Here is a 15,505-nt window from a genome sequence, read left to right as displayed (position 1 = left end):
ACGAATTATTCCTCTTCTTTCACTGGCGCAGGCGGCGGGCGCAGGCCGATTTCCGCCATCAGCTTGATCTCCTTGCCATTGCGCATTACCTGGATCGCCACCTTGTCGGTCGGCTTGATCCGCGCCACCTGATTCATCGACTTGCGCCCGTCGCCTGCGGGTGCGCCGTCGATGCTGAGGATCACGTCGCCCAACTGCAGGCCGGCTTTCTGTGCCGGGCCGTCGCGGAAAATCCCGGCGACCACGATCCCCGGGCGCCCGGTGAGGCCGAACGATTCCGCCAGCTCCTTGGTCAACGGTTGCACTTCGATACCCAGCCAGCCGCGAATCACCTGGCCGTGCTCGATGATCGACTTCATCACTTCCATCGCCAGTTTCACCGGGATCGCAAAGCCGATGCCCTGGGAGCCGCCGGACTTGGAGAAAATCGCCGTGTTGATCCCGGTCAGGTTGCCATTGGCGTCCACCAGCGCGCCGCCGGAGTTGCCGGGGTTGATGGCGGCGTCGGTCTGGATGAAGTCTTCGTAGCTGTTGAGGCCCAGTTGATTGCGTCCGGTGGCGCTGATAATGCCCATGGTCACGGTCTGGCCCACGCCGAACGGGTTGCCGATGGCCAGCGCCACGTCGCCCACGCGCAGGCCGTCGGAGCGGCCGAGGGTGATCGCGGGGAGGTTTTTCAAGTCGATTTTCAACACCGCGAGGTCGGTTTCCGGGTCACTGCCCACTACGCGCGCCAGGGTTTCGCGGCCGTCACGCAGGGCTACCACAATCTGGTCGGCGCCGGTGGTCACGTGGTTGTTGGTAAGAATGTAGCCTTCGGGACTCATGATCACCCCGGAACCGAGGCTCGACTCCATGCGGCGTTTCTTGGGGCCGTTGTCGCCGAAGTAGCGACGAAATTGCGGGTCTTCAAACAGCGGATGGGCCGGTTTGTTGATGACCTTGGTGGTGTACAGGTTGACCACCGCCGGGGCGGCAATGACGACCGCGTCTGCGTACGTCACCGGGCCTTGCACCACCGTGGTGGCTTGCGGCGCCTGCTGCAGGTTTACGTCGAGGCTTGGCAGGCCCACCCACTGGGGGAAACGCTGAATGATCAGCGTCGCGATCAGCACGCCAGCCAGCAATGGCCATCCAAAAAAACGCAGTGCCTTGAGCATCAAGTAAGTCCTGACAGGTTGCAGGGGGCGGGGGAGCGCCCATAATGTCGCGCATTATACGAGGCTGCGAGCGCCTCGGAACCGGATATTTAGGAGTCTTTTATGGCCGTCCCCCTTACTACCCTCGTCGAGGAAGCGGACCGCTACCTCGCCAGCGCAAAAATTGCCGATTACTGCCCCAATGGCCTGCAGGTGGAAGGGCGCCCGCAGGTGATGCGCATCGTCAGCGGCGTCACCGCCAGCCAGGCCCTGCTGGACGCGGCGGTCGACGCGCGCGCAGACCTGGTGCTGGTGCACCACGGGTATTTCTGGAAGGGCGAAAACCCGTGCATCACCGGCATGAAGCAGCGCCGCCTGAAAACCCTGCTCCAGCACGACATCAGCCTGCTCGCTTACCACCTGCCGCTGGACCTGCATGCCGACGTCGGCAATAACGTGCAGTTGGCGCGTCAATTGGATATCACGGTCGAAGGCCCGTTGGACCCGAGCAATCCCAAGATCATCGGCCTCGTCGGTTCCCTGGCCGAGCCGTTGTCGCCCCGCGACTTCGCCCGTCGTGTGCAGGACGTGATGGGTCGCGAGCCGCTGCTGATCGAAGGCAGCCCGATGATTCGCCGGATCGGCTGGTGCACCGGGGGCGGCCAGGGCTATATCGACCAGGCGATTGCCGCCGGGGTCGACCTGTACCTGAGCGGCGAAGCCTCCGAGCAGACCTTCCACAGCGCGCGGGAAAACGACATCAGCTTCATCGCCGCCGGCCATCACGCCACCGAACGCTACGGCGTGCAGGCACTGGGTGATTACCTGGCGCGGCGCTTCGCCCTGGAACATCTGTTCATCGACTGCCCCAATCCGATCTAAGCGAAACAGTCGGACAAACTGTGGGAGCAGGCAAGCCCGCTCCCACAGGAATCCCAAACCTGGGGGCATATTCATATACCGTTTCGATCTAGCTGGCTCCCTGAATAGAAGAAGTTGCTGTGCTAGCATGCCCCGCTCGAACACGGCCCGCTGGCCGTCCACAAGATCGTTTTTCCGTGAGTAACCATGGTCGACAAACTGACGCATCTGAAACAGCTGGAGGCGGAAAGCATCCACATCATCCGCGAGGTCGCCGCCGAGTTCGACAACCCGGTGATGCTCTACTCGATCGGTAAAGACTCCGCCGTGATGCTGCATCTGGCACGCAAGGCCTTCTTCCCGGGCAAACTGCCGTTTCCGGTGATGCACGTCGACACACGCTGGAAATTCCAGGAGATGTACACGTTCCGCGACCAGATGGTTGAAGAGCTGGGCCTGGACCTCATCACCCACATCAACCCGGACGGCGTGGCGCAGGGCATCAACCCCTTCACCCACGGCAGCGCCAAGCACACCGACATCATGAAGACCGAGGGCCTTAAGCAGGCGCTGGACAAGCATGGGTTCGACGCAGCCTTCGGCGGTGCCCGTCGCGATGAAGAGAAATCCCGTGCCAAAGAGCGCGTGTACTCGTTCCGCGACAGCAAGCACCGCTGGGACCCGAAAAACCAGCGCCCCGAACTGTGGAACGTCTACAACGGCAACGTCAACAAGGGTGAGTCGATCCGCGTGTTCCCGCTCTCCAACTGGACCGAGCTGGATATCTGGCAGTACATCTACCTGGAAGGCATCCCGATCGTGCCGCTGTACTTCGCCGCCGAGCGCGACGTGATCGAGAAGAACGGCACGTTGATCATGATCGACGACGGCCGCATCCTCGAGCACCTGTCCGATGAAGACAAAGCCCGCATCGTCAAAAAGAAAGTGCGGTTCCGCACCCTTGGCTGCTACCCGTTGACGGGCGCGGTGGAGTCCGAAGCCGAGACGCTGACGGACATCATTCAGGAAATGCTCCTGACGCGAACTTCCGAGCGCCAGGGCCGGGTCATCGACCACGATGGCGCCGGCTCCATGGAAGATAAAAAACGTCAAGGTTATTTCTAAGGGGCTGTCATGTCGCATCAATCTGATTTGATCAGCGAGGACATCCTCGCCTACCTGGGCCAGCACGAGCGCAAAGAGATGTTGCGCTTCCTGACCTGCGGCAACGTCGACGACGGCAAGAGCACCCTGATCGGGCGCCTGCTGCACGACTCCAAGATGATCTACGAAGATCATCTGGAAGCCATTACCCGCGATTCGAAAAAATCCGGCACCACCGGCGATGACATCGACCTGGCCCTGCTGGTCGATGGCCTGCAGGCCGAGCGCGAGCAGGGCATCACCATCGATGTTGCCTACCGCTACTTCTCCACCGCCAAGCGTAAATTCATCATTGCCGACACCCCGGGCCATGAGCAGTACACCCGCAACATGGCCACCGGTGCCTCCACCTGTGACCTGGCGATCATCCTGATCGACGCCCGCTACGGTGTGCAGACCCAGACCCGTCGCCACAGCTTCATCGCCTCGTTGCTGGGCATCAAACATATCGTGGTGGCCATCAACAAGATGGACATCAATGGCTTCGACCAAAGCGTCTTCGAGCAGATCAAGGCCGATTACCTGAAGTTCGCCGACGGTATCGCCTTCAAGCCCAGCACCCTGGCTTTCGTGCCAATGTCGGCGCTCAAGGGCGACAACGTGGTGAACAAGAGCGAGCGCTCGCCCTGGTACACCGGCCAGTCGCTGATGGAGATCCTCGAGACCGTCGAGATCGCCAACGACCGCAACTACACCGACCTGCGTTTTCCGGTGCAGTACGTCAATCGTCCGAACCTGAACTTCCGTGGTTTCGCCGGCACCCTGGCCAGCGGCATCGTGCACAAGGGCGACGAGATCGTGGTGCTGCCGTCCGGCAAGAGCAGCCGTGTCAAATCCATCGTCACCTTCGAGGGTGAGCTGGAACAGGCAGGCCCCGGCCAGGCCGTGACGCTGACCATGGAAGACGAAATCGATATCTCCCGTGGCGACCTGCTGGTACACGCCGGCAACGTGCCGCAAGTGACCGACGCCTTCGACGCCATGCTGGTGTGGATGGCCGAAGAGCCAATGCTGCCGGGCAAGAAATACGACATCAAGCGCGCCACCAGCTATGTGCCGGGTTCCATCACCAGCATCGTGCACCGTGTGGACGTGAACACCCTGGCCGAAGGCCCGGCGAGTTCCCTGCAGTTGAATGAGATCGGCCGGGTCAAGGTCAGCCTCGACGCCGCCATCGCTCTGGACGGTTACGACAGCAACCGCACCACTGGCGCGTTTATCGTTATTGACCGCTTGACCAACGGCACCGTGGCGGCGGGCATGATCATCGCGCCGCCGGTCGGTCATGGCGGCGCGGCGCAACACGGCAGCCTCGCCCATGTGGGCACCGAAGAACGCGCCCAGCGCTTCGGTCAGCGGCCGGCCACCGTGTTGTTCAGCGGCCTCTCCGGTGCCGGCAAGAGCACGTTGGCCTATGCGGTCGAGCGCAAGCTGTTCGACATGGGGCGCGCGGTATTCGTGCTGGACGGCCAGAACCTGCGTCACGACCTGAACAAGGGCTTGCCGCAGGACCGCGCCGGTCGCACTGAGAACTGGCGTCGTGCCGCCCATGTGGCGCGCCAGTTCAACGAAGCCGGCCTGCTGACCCTGGCCGCGTTCGTTGCACCGGATGCCGAAGGTCGCGAACAGGCCAGGGCGCTGATCGGCAGCGATCGCTTGCTGACCGTGTACGTGCAAGCCTCGCCGCTGGTGTGCGCCGAGCGTGATCCGCAAGGGTTGTACGCGGCGGGCGGGGACAACATCCCCGGTGAGTCCTTCCCGTACGACGTGCCGTTGAATGCCGACCTGGTGATCGACACCCAGGCGTTGTCGCTGGACGACAGCGTCAAGCAGGTGCTGGAGCTGTTGCGCCAGCGCGGCGCGATCTAAAAAATGTGGGAGGGGGCTTGCTCCCGATGGCGCTGTGTCAGGCAGTACATCTGTCGCTGATCCACTGCTATCGGGAGCAAGCCCCCTCCCACATTTTGGTCATCTTTTAGCTGGGAAATCGGTGTGCAGCCTGTCCAGCAGCGCATCCTTGTCTTCCCACAGCTGGTTGATCCACCCTTGGAACGCCAGTCGATACTCGCCATCCTGCTCATAATTCCTGCCGATAAACCCGGCCGGGATCTGCACCTCTTCAAAGTGCACCACCACGTCCTTCACATTCCCGCACAGCAAATCCCAATACCCCGGACGCCCGCCAGGATAATGAATGGTCACATTGACCAGTGACTTGAGCTGTTCACCCATCGCATCCAGCACAAACGCAATCCCGCCAGCCTTGGGCTTGAGCAAATAGCGAAACGGCGATTTCTGCTGGGCATGCTTGCCCGGCGTAAACCGCGTGCCTTCGGCAAAGTTGAAGATCCCCACCGGATTGTGGCGAAACTTCGCGCAGGTCCTGCGGGTGGTTTCCAGGTCCTTGCCTTTCTTTTCCGGGTATTTTTCCAGGTAGGCCTTGGTGTAGCGCTTCATGAACGGAAAGCCCAGCGCCCACCAGGCCAGACCAATCACCGGCACCCAGATCAGCTCCTGCTTGAGGAAGAACTTCAGTGGGCGAATCCGTCGATTCAACACGTATTGCAGCACCATGATGTCGACCCAGCTCTGGTGATTACTGGTCACCAGGTAGGAGTGCTGGTAGTCCAGGCCCTCAAGGCCGCTCAGGTGCCAGCGCGTGCGGCGCACCAGGTTCATCCAGCCCTTGTTGTTGGTCACCCAGGCTTCATGCGTGTGGTTCATCAGCCATTCGCTGAAACGCTTGGCGAAGGGCAGCACCTTGAATAGCGCGACGATAAACAGGAACGAACACAACAGGATTGTATTCAACGCCAGCAGCAGGGAAGCAATCACCCCGCGCACGGCGGCAGGCAGAAAATCCAGCATTCAGATATCCATAGGTCGGTTGGCGGCTTGGATCGCAGTCAGTGCGATGGTGTACACGATATCGTCCACCTGCGCGCCGCGCGGCAGATCGTTGACCGGTTTGCGCAGCCCCTGAAGCATCGGCCCCAGGCTCACGCAATCGGCGCTGCGTTGCACGGCCTTGTGGGTGGTGTTGCCGGTATTCAGGTCGGGGAACACGAACACCGTGGCCTTGCCGGCCACCAGGCTATTGGGTGCCAGTTGCCGGGCCACGGCTTCGTTGGCGGCGGCATCGTATTGCAGCGGGCCGTCGATCAGCAGTGTACTTTGCTGTTCATGGGCGAGCAGGGTGGCCTCGCGGACCTTCTCCACTTCCTCGCCGCTGGCCGAGTCGCCGCTGGAGTAGCTGATCATCGCCACACGCGGAGTAATGCCGAACGCGGCCGCCGAGTCGGCGCTTTGCAGGGCGATTTCCGCCAGCTCCGCCGCGCTCGGGTGCGGGTTCATCACGCAGTCGCCATACACCAGCACCTGCTCGGGGAACAGCATGAAGAACACCGACGACACCAGGGTGCAGCCCGGCGCCGTCTTAATAAGCTGCAGGGCAGGGCGGATGGTGTTGGCGGTGGAGTGAATCACGCCGGAGACCAGGCCGTCGACTTCATCCAGCGCGAGCATCATGGTGGCGATCACCACCGTGTCTTCCAGTTGCTGCTCGGCCATCGGAGCGTTGAGGCTCTTGCTTTTGCGCAGCGCCACCATCGGCTCGACATAGCGTTGGCGAATCAGGTCCGGGTCGAGAATCTCCAGGCCGGCGGGCAGTTCGATGCCCTGGGCGCGGGCCACCGCTTCCACATCCGCAGGTTTAGCCAGCAACACGCAGCGGGCGATACCCCGCGCCTGGCAGATGGCGGCGGCCTGCACGGTCAGCGGCTCGCTGCCTTCGGGCAATACGATGCGTTTGTTGGCGGCCTGGGCGCGCTGGATCAACTGATAGCGGAACACCGCCGGCGACAGGCGCATCTCCCGTGGCGTGCCGCATCGCTGGTGCAGCCAGCGCGCATCGAGGTGGCTGGCGACGAAATCGGTGATGATCTCGGCGCGCTCGCGGTCGTCGATGGGGATTTCCTTGTTCAGGCTGTTGAGCTGGTTGGCCGTGTCATAGGAGCCGGTGCTCACTGACAGCACTGGCAGACCGGCCTGCAAGGCGCCCCGGCACAAGTCCATGATGCGTGGGTCGGGCAGGGTGTCGCTGGTCAGCAGCAGGCCGGCCAGCGGCACGCCGTTGATGGCGGCCAGGCTCACCGCAAGGATGATGTCGTCGCGATCACCGGGGGTCACCACCAGCACGCCGGGCTTGAGCAGCTCCACGGTGTTACGCATGGTGCGGGCACAGATGATGATCTTGGTCATGCGCCGGGTTTCATAGTCGCCGGCGTTGAGCACCTGCGCGCCCATCAGGTCGGCCACGTCGCGGGTGCGCGGGGCGTTGAGTTCGGGTTGGTAGGGGATGCAGCCCAGAAGGCGGAAATCACCGCTGCGCAATAAAGGCGAGTGCTCTTTAAGGCGCGCCGAGAAGGCTTCCATGCTCTCGTCGGTGCGCACCTTGTTGAGGATCACGCCGAGCACTTTAGGGTCTTTCGGCCCGCCAAACAGCTGGGCCTGCAATTCGACGCGGCCGGAGAGTTCGGTGAGCACTTCGTTTTCCGGCGCCGACACCAGGATCACTTCGGCATCCAGGCTCTTGGCCAGGTGCAGGTTGACCCGCGCCGCGTAACTGGCGCTGCGGGTCGGCACCATGCCTTCGACGATCAGCACGTCCTTGCCCACGGCAGCCTGCTGATAGAGGGTGATGATTTCTTCGAGCAGCTCATCCAGCTGGCCGTCACCGAGCATGCGTTCCACATGGGCCAGGCCCAGCGGTTGCGGTGGTTTCAGGCCATGGGTGCGGGCGACCAGCTCGGTGGAGCGTTCGGGGCCGGTGTCGCCGGGATGTGGTTGGGCAATCGGTTTGAAGAAGCCGACCTTGAGCCCGGCACGTTCAAGGGTACGCACCAGCCCAAGGCTGATGGAGGTCAGACCCACACCAAAATCGGTGGGCGCGATAAAAAAAGTCTGCATGCGAATTCTCTGGAGGTGCATGGCTTGGGTGGCGCTCTATGCGTGAGCGTCTACCGTAAATCAGGTGCCAAGGTTAGCGTTATTCGGTCCCGTCCGTCCGGGTTCTGTTCGCTTTCGGGCAAATCCTTGTTTAGACTTGTCCGTTCTTCATTCTTCTGCAAAAGGTCTCGCCCCATGCCGATCGCCGCCAACAAGGCTGTCTCCATTGACTATACCCTGACCAACGACGCTGGTGAGGTCATCGACAGCTCCGCCGGCGGCGCGCCGCTGGTCTACCTGCAAGGCGCAGGTAACATCATCCCAGGCCTGGAAAAGGCTCTGGAAGGCAAAGAGGTGGGTGATGAGCTGACCGTTGCCGTCGAACCTGAAGATGCCTACGGCGAATACTCCGCCGAACTGGTGAGCACTCTGAGCCGCAGCATGTTCGAAGGTGTCGACGAGCTGGAAGTGGGCATGCAGTTCCACGCTTCCGCGCCGGACGGCCAGATGCAGATCGTCACCATCCGCGACCTGGATGGCGATGACGTCACCGTCGACGGCAACCACCCGCTGGCTGGCCAGCGTCTGAACTTCCAGGTGAAGATCGTTGCCATCCGCGACGCTTCCCAGGAAGAAGTGGCTCACGGCCACGTTCACGGCGAAGGCGGTCATCAGCACTGATTGATGCGTTAATCAGCTGCCAGCAAAAACGCCCCGACTGGTTCGGGGCGTTTTTTTTGGCGCTTGAAAACAGCTACCTGACCACCATTGTCCAAGGTGGGAGGGGGCAAGCCCCCTCCCACAGGTGGAGCTGTGGTGATTTTCAGGCACGCACAAAAATGCCCCGGACCTTTCGGTACGGGGCATTTTCTAACTGTTACGCAACTGACGTCGCGTGGGCAGTTGTTACCACTCAGGCTGCAGCAGGAACGCTCAGAGCCTTGATGTGGCCATTCAGGCGGCTCTTGTGGCGAGCGGCCTTGTTCTTGTGGATGATGCCTTTATCGGCCATACGGTCGATAACCGGCACAGCCAGAACGTAGGCTGCTTGAGCTTTTTCAGCGTCTTTGGTGTCGATGGCTTTAACTACATTCTTGATGTAGGTACGAACCATGGAACGCAGGCTGGCGTTGTGGCTGCGACGCTTCTCAGCCTGTTTTGCACGTTTTTTGGCGGAAGGTGTGTTGGCCACCGTCGAGCTCCTCGAAAGACTTTTTAGGAAATAGCAAACAAAATAGGCCGCGAATCATGCCGATGACTTGACGGGTTGTCAAGGGCGGCTGATGCGAACTGCTGAGTGGTCGATCTGAAGAGGCGGGTGATTTATTTCCGGCGCTTGACCTGTAAACTCGCGAGCTTTGGCGCTGTGCTGTTGCAGGCGCGCAGTATCGCATAAGTAGGCGCACAGTTCGCCTGCTCTTTACCCATAGGCGCAAACTCTTTCAATGAATCTGCTCAAATCGTTGGCTGCCGTCAGCTCTATCACGATGATCTCCCGGGTGTTGGGGTTCGTGCGCGATACCCTGCTGGCGCGCATTTTCGGCGCCAGCATGGCCACGGATGCGTTCTTCATCGCCTTTAAACTGCCCAACCTGCTGCGACGGATTTTCGCCGAGGGGGCATTTTCCCAGGCGTTCGTACCGATCCTGGCCGAATACAAGACCCAGCAGGGCGAGGAAGCGACCCGCACTTTTATCGCTTACGTCTCCGGCCTGCTGACCCTCGTGCTGATGCTTGTGACGATCCTGGGCATGCTCGCCGCGCCCTGGGTGATCTGGGCCACGGCCCCCGGTTTTGCCAATACCCCGGAAAAGTTCGCGCTGACCACCGATCTGCTGCGCGTGACCTTTCCTTATATATTGCTGATCTCCCTGTCGTCCCTGGCTGGCGCAATCCTCAATACCTGGAACCGTTTTTCGGTACCGGCGTTCGTGCCGACCCTGCTCAACGTCAGCATGATTATTTTCGCGCTGTTCCTTACGCCTTATTTCGATCCGCCGGTCATGGCCCTCGGCTGGGCCGTTCTCGCCGGTGGTCTGGCGCAACTGCTTTACCAACTGCCGCACCTGAAAAAAATCGGCATGCTCGTGCTGCCGCGCCTTAACCTCAAGGACACCGGCGTCTGGCGCGTCATGCGCAATATGTTGCCAGCGATCCTTGGCGTCTCCGTCAGCCAGATCTCCCTGATCATCAACACCGCCTTCGCCTCGCTGCTGGTCTCGGGCTCCGTGTCGTGGATGTATTACGCCGACCGCCTGATGGAGCTGCCCTCCGGCGTGCTTGGCGTGGCGCTGGGCACGATCCTGCTGCCGACCCTGGCGCGCACTTACGCCAGCAAGGATCGCCAGGAGTACTCGCGCATTCTCGATTGGGGCCTGCGCCTGTGTTTCGTGCTGGTGTTGCCATGCTCCCTGGCCCTGGGAATCCTGGCCGAACCATTGACCGTCTCACTGTTCCAGTACGGCCAGTTTGACGCGCATGACGCCTTGATGACCCAGCGCGCACTGATCGCCTATTCGGTCGGCCTGCTCGGCATTATCGTGATCAAAGTGCTGGCGCCGGGCTTTTACGCCCAGCAGAACATCCGCACACCGGTGAAAATCGCCATCTTCACGCTGGTCGTCACTCAACTGCTCAACCTGGTGTTTATCGGCCCGCTGGCCCATGCCGGCCTGGCCCTGGCCATCAGCGCAGGTGCCTGCATCAATGCGGGCCTGTTGTTCTACCAATTGCGCAAGCAGCAGATGTTCCAGCCGCAGCCGGGCTGGGGCCTGTTTGCACTCAAGCTGCTGGTGGCGGTGGCGATGATGTCGGCGGTGCTGCTCGGGTTGATGCATTTCATGCCGGCGTGGGACCAGGGTGTCATGCTGGAGCGCTTCATGCGCCTTGGCGTGTTGGTAGTGGCCGGGGTGGTGGTGTACTTCGGAATGTTGCTGCTGCAAGGTTTTCGCTTGCGCGATTTCAATCGCAAGTCCCTGGAGTAGAGAGTTTGCCGCGATAAAACAGCTGTTTTATCGATTCGATCCATTTGGCCTGCGCTGCTGCCTGTCGTCCGGGGCGTGGTGTGGTTATAATCGACCACTTTATGAGCAAGAAGCGCGTTATGCAGCTGGTTCGAGGTCTCCACAACCTGCGCCCCGAGCATCGGGGCTGCGTCGCCACTATTGGCAACTTTGACGGTGTTCACCGTGGTCACCAGGCTATCCTGGCCCGGCTGCGTGAGCGTGCTGTCGAGCTGGGCGTGCCCAGCTGCGTGGTGATTTTTGAACCGCAGCCTCGGGAGTTCTTCAGCCCCGACACAGCGCCTGCGCGTCTGGCGCGTTTGCGCGACAAGCTGCAACTGCTGGCCGAAGAAGGCGTCGACCGCGTGCTTTGCCTGGCCTTCAACCAGCGCTTGCAAAGCCTCAGCGCTGCTGAATTCGTCGACCGTATCCTCGTCGACGGCCTGGGCGTGCAGCACCTGGAGGTCGGCGACGACTTCCGTTTTGGCTGCGACCGCGTGGGCGATTTCGATTTCCTGCAACACGCCGGCATCAACCAGGGATTCACCGTTGAAGCCGCGCAAACCGTCGAACTGGACGGCCTGCGCGTAAGCAGCACCCAGGTGCGTAACGCCCTGGCCGCTGCCGACTTCGCCCTCGCCGAGCGTTTGCTCGGTCGCCCGTTCCGCATTGCCGGGCGGGTCCTGCACGGTCAGAAGCTGGCGCGCCAACTGGGCACGCCAACGGCCAACGTGCAACTCAAGCGCCGCCGAGTGCCGCTGACCGGGGTTTATCTGGTCAGCGTGGACATCGACGGCCAATCGTGGCCAGGAGTCGCCAACATAGGCGTCAGGCCCACGGTTGCAGGTGATGGCAAGGCCCACCTGGAAGTTCACCTGCTGGATTTTGCCGGCGATTTATACGACCGGCGCATTACGGTGGTTTTCCACCAGAAGCTGCGTGAAGAGCAGCGCTTCGCCTCGCTTGAGGCGTTGAAAACGGCGATCAATGCGGATGTCGCCGCCGCCCGTGCACTAGCCGCACCTAGCGCCCATCGCTAACCGAAGAGCCTTAAATGACCGACTATAAAGCCACGCTAAACCTTCCGGACACCGCCTTCCCAATGAAGGCCGGCCTGCCACAGCGCGAACCGCAGATCCTGCAGCGCTGGGACAGTATTGGCCTGTACGGTAAGTTGCGCGAAATTGGCAAGGATCGTCCGAAATTCGTCCTGCACGACGGCCCTCCTTATGCCAACGGCACGATTCACATCGGTCATGCGCTGAACAAGATTCTCAAGGACATGATCCTGCGCTCCAAGACCCTGTCGGGCTTCGATGCCCCGTATGTCCCGGGTTGGGACTGCCACGGGCTGCCGATCGAACACAAGGTCGAAGTGACCCACGGCAAGAACCTGGGCGCCGATAAAACCCGCGAGCTGTGCCGTGCCTACGCCACTGAGCAGATCGAAGGGCAGAAGTCCGAATTTATCCGCCTGGGGGTACTGGCCGAGTGGGACAACCCCTACAAGACCATGAGCTTCAAGAACGAGGCCGGTGAAATCCGCGCCCTGGCCGAAATCGTCAAGGGCGGTTTCGTGTTCAAGGGCCTCAAGCCCGTGAACTGGTGTTTCGACTGCGGTTCGGCGCTGGCCGAAGCCGAAGTCGAGTACGAAGAGAAGAAGTCTTCGACCATCGACGTGGCTTTCCCGATCGCCGACGACGCCAAACTGGCCCAGGCGTTCGGCCTGGCGAGCCTGAGCAAGCCGGCGGCCATCGTGATCTGGACCACCACCCCGTGGACCATCCCGGCCAACCAGGCGCTGAACGTGCACCCGGCGTTCACCTATGCCCTGGTGGATGTGGGTGATCGCCTGCTGGTGCTGGCCGAGGAAATGGTCGAGGCGTGCCTGGCGCGCTACGAACTGCAAGGGACGGTGATTGCCACCACCACCGGCTCCGCGCTGGAGCTGATCAATTTCCGCCATCCGTTCTATGACCGCCTGTCGCCGGTGTACCTGGCCGAGTATGTCGAGCTGGGTTCGGGTACTGGCGTGGTGCACTCCGCACCGGCTTACGGCGTGGACGACTTCGTGACCTGCAAGGCCTATGGCATGGTCAACGACGAGATCCTCAACCCGGTACAGAGCAACGGTGTCTATGCGCCGTCCCTGGAGTTCTTCGGCGGCCAGTTCATCTTCAAGGCCAACGAACCGATCATCGAAAAACTGACGGAAGTCGGTGCGCTGCTGCACACCGAAACCATCAAACACAGCTACATGCACTGCTGGCGCCACAAGACCCCGCTGATCTACCGCGCCACCGCGCAGTGGTTTATCGGCATGGATAAAGAGCCTGTCAGTGGCGACACCCTGCGCAAGCGCGCAATCAGCGCCATCGAAGACACCAGGTTCGTCCCGGCCTGGGGCCAGGCGCGCCTGCACTCGATGATCGCCAATCGTCCGGACTGGTGCATCTCCCGCCAGCGCAACTGGGGCGTGCCGATCCCGTTCTTCCTCAACAAGGAAAGCGGCGAACTGCACCCACGCACCGTCGAACTGATGGAAGTCGTGGCCCAGCGCGTCGAACAGGAAGGCATCGAAGCCTGGTTCAAGATGGACGCTGCCGAGCTGTTGGGCGACGAAGCGCCGCTGTACGACAAGATCAGCGACACCCTCGACGTGTGGTTCGACTCGGGTACCACCCACTGGCACGTGCTGCGCGGTTCGCACCCGATGGGCCACGAGACCGGTCCGCGTGCCGACCTGTACCTGGAAGGGTCGGATCAACACCGTGGCTGGTTCCACTCGTCGTTGCTGACCGGTTGCGCCATCGACAACCACGCGCCGTACCGCGAGCTGCTGACCCACGGCTTCACCGTCGACGAGACGGGCCGCAAGATGTCCAAGTCGCTCAAAAACGTGATCGAGCCGAAAAAGATCAACGACACCCTGGGCGCCGACATCATGCGTCTGTGGGTGGCGTCGACCGACTACTCGGGCGAGATCGCTGTTTCCGAGCAGATCCTGGCGCGCAGCGCCGATGCCTACCGGCGCATCCGCAATACCGCACGGTTCATGCTGTCGAACCTGACCGGCTTCAACCCGGCCACCGACCTGCTGCCGGCCGAGGACATGCTGGCCCTGGACCGCTGGGCCGTGGACCGGACTCTGCTGCTGCAGCGCGAGTTGCAGGAACACTACGGCGAATACCGTTTCTGGAACGTTTACTCGAAGATCCACAACTTCTGCGTGCAGGAGCTGGGTGGTTTCTACCTCGACATCATCAAGGACCGCCAGTACACCACCGCCGCCAACAGCACCGCGCGCCGCTCGGCGCAGACGGCGCTGTACCACATCAGCGAAGCGCTGGTGCGCTGGATCGCGCCGATCCTGGCGTTCACCGCCGACGAACTGTGGGAGTACCTGCCGGGCGAGCGTAACGAGTCCGTGATGCTCAACACCTGGTACGAAGGCCTGACCGAACTGCCGGCCGACTTCGAACTGGGCCGCGAGTACTGGGAAGGCGTGATGGCCGTCAAGGTCGCGGTGAACAAGGAGCTCGAGGTCCAGCGTGCGGCCAAGGCCGTCGGTGGCAACCTGCAAGCCGAAGTCACCCTGTTTGCCGAGGAAGGCCTGACCGCCGACCTGAGCAAGCTGAGCAACGAACTGCGCTTCGTGCTGATCACTTCCACCGCGAGCCTGGCACCGTTCGCCCAGGCCCCGGCAGACGCGGTCGCCACCGAAGTGCCGGGCCTCAAGCTCAAAGTGGTCAAGTCGGCCTTCCCCAAGTGCGCCCGTTGCTGGCACTGCCGTGAAGATGTCGGCGTGAACCCTGAGCATCCGGAAATCTGCGGTCGTTGTGTCGACAACATCACAGGCAGTGGCGAGGTACGCCACTATGCCTGAGGCAACCAGCCGTTTCGGACGCCTGGGCTGGCTCGTCTTGAGCTTGCTGGTGCTGGTCATCGACCAGGTCAGCAAGGCTCATTTCGAAGGCTCCCTGGAAATGTTCCAGCAAATCGTGGTGATCCCGGATTACTTCAGCTGGACCCTGGTCTACAACACCGGCGCCGCCTTCAGCTTCCTGGCTGACAGCGGCGGTTGGCAACGCTGGCTGTTCGCCCTGATCGCCGTGGTGGTCAGTGCAGTGCTGGTGGTGTGGCTCAAGCGTCTGGGCCGCGATGACACCTGGCTGGCCGTCGCCCTGGCGCTGGTGCTGGGTGGCGCGCTGGGCAATCTGTACGACCGCATTGCCCTCGGCCATGTGATCGACTTTATCCTGGTGCATTGGCAGAACCGCCACTATTTCCCGGCGTTCAACTTTGCCGACAGCGCCATCACCGTCGGTGCAATCATGCTCGCGCTGGATATGTTCAAGAGCAAGAAGACCGGGGAGCCCGTCAATGACTGAT

At 61.6% G+C, this 15,505-nt stretch carries 12 protein-coding genes and 1 pseudogene; 8 read left to right on the top strand and 5 right to left on the bottom strand.

The annotated features are described in order from the left end of the window. Positions 1 to 5 precede the first annotated feature (5 nt). The gene (algW, locus tag TU79_RS05035; RefSeq protein ID WP_004372415.1) at positions 6 to 1,160 is read right to left on the bottom strand and encodes a Do family serine endopeptidase AlgW; all 1,155 of its coding nucleotides are present in this window, start codon (positions 1,158 to 1,160) and stop codon (positions 6 to 8) included. Between the two features lie 102 nt (positions 1,161 to 1,262). Between algW and TU79_RS05030 the strand changes: the two genes are divergently transcribed. The 3 genes from TU79_RS05030 to cysN all read left to right on the top strand — a co-directional run bounded on the left by TU79_RS05030 (position 1,263) and on the right by cysN (position 5,033). Then, positions 1,263 to 2,021 carry a Nif3-like dinuclear metal center hexameric protein gene (locus TU79_RS05030; protein ID WP_057006984.1) on the top strand — a complete coding sequence of 253 codons (759 nt, stop codon included), beginning with the start codon at positions 1,263 to 1,265 and terminating at the stop codon, positions 2,019 to 2,021. 186 nt (positions 2,022 to 2,207) lie between these two features. Next, entirely contained in the window at positions 2,208 to 3,125 is a 918-nt protein-coding gene (cysD, locus tag TU79_RS05025) for a sulfate adenylyltransferase subunit CysD (protein WP_057006983.1), read from the top strand. A gap of 9 nt (positions 3,126 to 3,134) precedes the next feature. Continuing rightward, positions 3,135 to 5,033 (top strand): sulfate adenylyltransferase subunit CysN, encoded by a 1,899-nt coding sequence (cysN, locus tag TU79_RS05020; RefSeq protein WP_057006982.1) that lies wholly within the window; start codon positions 3,135 to 3,137, stop codon positions 5,031 to 5,033. A 99-nt stretch (positions 5,034 to 5,132) separates the two neighbouring features. On the opposite strand, the gene TU79_RS05015 is transcribed toward cysN, so the two are convergent. The 3 genes and pseudogenes from TU79_RS05015 to TU79_RS26500 form a co-directional block, all read right to left on the bottom strand. Next, entirely contained in the window at positions 5,133 to 6,032 is a 900-nt protein-coding gene (locus TU79_RS05015) for a 1-acylglycerol-3-phosphate O-acyltransferase, YihG family (protein ID WP_057006981.1), read from the bottom strand. Then, complete coding sequence (pta, locus tag TU79_RS05010) at positions 6,033 to 8,132, bottom strand: phosphate acetyltransferase (protein ID WP_057006980.1); 2,100 nt, start codon at positions 8,130 to 8,132, stop codon at positions 6,033 to 6,035. It lies immediately after the preceding gene. Positions 8,133 to 8,209: 77 nt separating this feature from the next. Then, positions 8,210 to 8,338: pseudogene (locus tag TU79_RS26500) on the bottom strand (DUF3565 domain-containing protein); the annotation flags it as partial. Here TU79_RS26500 and TU79_RS05005 point away from each other — a divergent pair. Continuing rightward, complete coding sequence (locus tag TU79_RS05005; RefSeq protein WP_004372402.1) at positions 8,307 to 8,792, top strand: FKBP-type peptidyl-prolyl cis-trans isomerase; 486 nt, start codon at positions 8,307 to 8,309, stop codon at positions 8,790 to 8,792. The pseudogene TU79_RS26500 and the gene TU79_RS05005 sit on opposite strands and share 32 nt — an antisense overlap. A 232-nt stretch (positions 8,793 to 9,024) precedes the next feature. Here TU79_RS05005 and rpsT read toward each other — a convergent pair whose 3' ends face one another. Further along, the gene (rpsT, locus tag TU79_RS05000) at positions 9,025 to 9,303 is read right to left on the bottom strand and encodes a 30S ribosomal protein S20 (protein WP_003188401.1); all 279 of its coding nucleotides are present in this window, start codon (positions 9,301 to 9,303) and stop codon (positions 9,025 to 9,027) included. A gap of 253 nt (positions 9,304 to 9,556) precedes the next feature. Between rpsT and murJ the strand changes: the two genes are divergently transcribed. From murJ to lspA, 4 genes are all read left to right on the top strand, one after another. Next, positions 9,557 to 11,095 (top strand): murein biosynthesis integral membrane protein MurJ, encoded by a 1,539-nt coding sequence (murJ, locus tag TU79_RS04995; protein ID WP_057006979.1) that lies wholly within the window; start codon positions 9,557 to 9,559, stop codon positions 11,093 to 11,095. 119 nt (positions 11,096 to 11,214) lie between these two features. Further along, on the top strand, positions 11,215 to 12,153 hold the full coding sequence (gene ribF / locus TU79_RS04990; RefSeq protein WP_057006978.1) for a bifunctional riboflavin kinase/FAD synthetase: 939 nt from the start codon (positions 11,215 to 11,217) through the stop codon (positions 12,151 to 12,153). A gap of 14 nt (positions 12,154 to 12,167) precedes the next feature. Then, on the top strand, positions 12,168 to 14,999 hold the full coding sequence (ileS, locus tag TU79_RS04985) for an isoleucine--tRNA ligase (RefSeq protein ID WP_057006977.1): 2,832 nt from the start codon (positions 12,168 to 12,170) through the stop codon (positions 14,997 to 14,999). Next, complete coding sequence (gene lspA, locus TU79_RS04980) at positions 14,992 to 15,504, top strand: signal peptidase II (protein WP_057006976.1); 513 nt, start codon at positions 14,992 to 14,994, stop codon at positions 15,502 to 15,504. The genes ileS and lspA overlap by 8 nt, the downstream gene beginning before the upstream one ends. Position 15,505 lies beyond the last annotated feature (1 nt).

The sequence above is a fragment of the Pseudomonas trivialis genome (assembly GCF_001439805.1).
GTDB lineage: Bacteria > Pseudomonadota > Gammaproteobacteria > Pseudomonadales > Pseudomonadaceae > Aquipseudomonas > Aquipseudomonas trivialis.
Note: the sequence above shows the minus strand (reverse complement) of the source record. Positions and strands in the feature narration are given on the sequence as shown.

Coding starts and splice junctions, on each gene's coding strand:
- algW (WP_004372415.1), bottom strand. CDS start 1,160: ATGCTCAAGGCACTGCGTTTTTTTGGATGGCCATTGCTGGCTGGCGTG.
- TU79_RS05015 (WP_057006981.1), bottom strand. CDS start 6,032: ATGCTGGATTTTCTGCCTGCCGCCGTGCGCGGGGTGATTGCTTCCCTG.
- TU79_RS05005 (WP_004372402.1), top strand. CDS start 8,307: ATGCCGATCGCCGCCAACAAGGCTGTCTCCATTGACTATACCCTGACC.
- cysN (WP_057006982.1), top strand. CDS start 3,135: ATGTCGCATCAATCTGATTTGATCAGCGAGGACATCCTCGCCTACCTG.
- ileS (WP_057006977.1), top strand. CDS start 12,168: ATGACCGACTATAAAGCCACGCTAAACCTTCCGGACACCGCCTTCCCA.
- TU79_RS05030 (WP_057006984.1), top strand. CDS start 1,263: ATGGCCGTCCCCCTTACTACCCTCGTCGAGGAAGCGGACCGCTACCTC.
- murJ (WP_057006979.1), top strand. CDS start 9,557: ATGAATCTGCTCAAATCGTTGGCTGCCGTCAGCTCTATCACGATGATC.
- ribF (WP_057006978.1), top strand. CDS start 11,215: ATGCAGCTGGTTCGAGGTCTCCACAACCTGCGCCCCGAGCATCGGGGC.
- cysD (WP_057006983.1), top strand. CDS start 2,208: ATGGTCGACAAACTGACGCATCTGAAACAGCTGGAGGCGGAAAGCATC.
- lspA (WP_057006976.1), top strand. CDS start 14,992: ATGCCTGAGGCAACCAGCCGTTTCGGACGCCTGGGCTGGCTCGTCTTG.
- pta (WP_057006980.1), bottom strand. CDS start 8,132: ATGCAGACTTTTTTTATCGCGCCCACCGATTTTGGTGTGGGTCTGACC.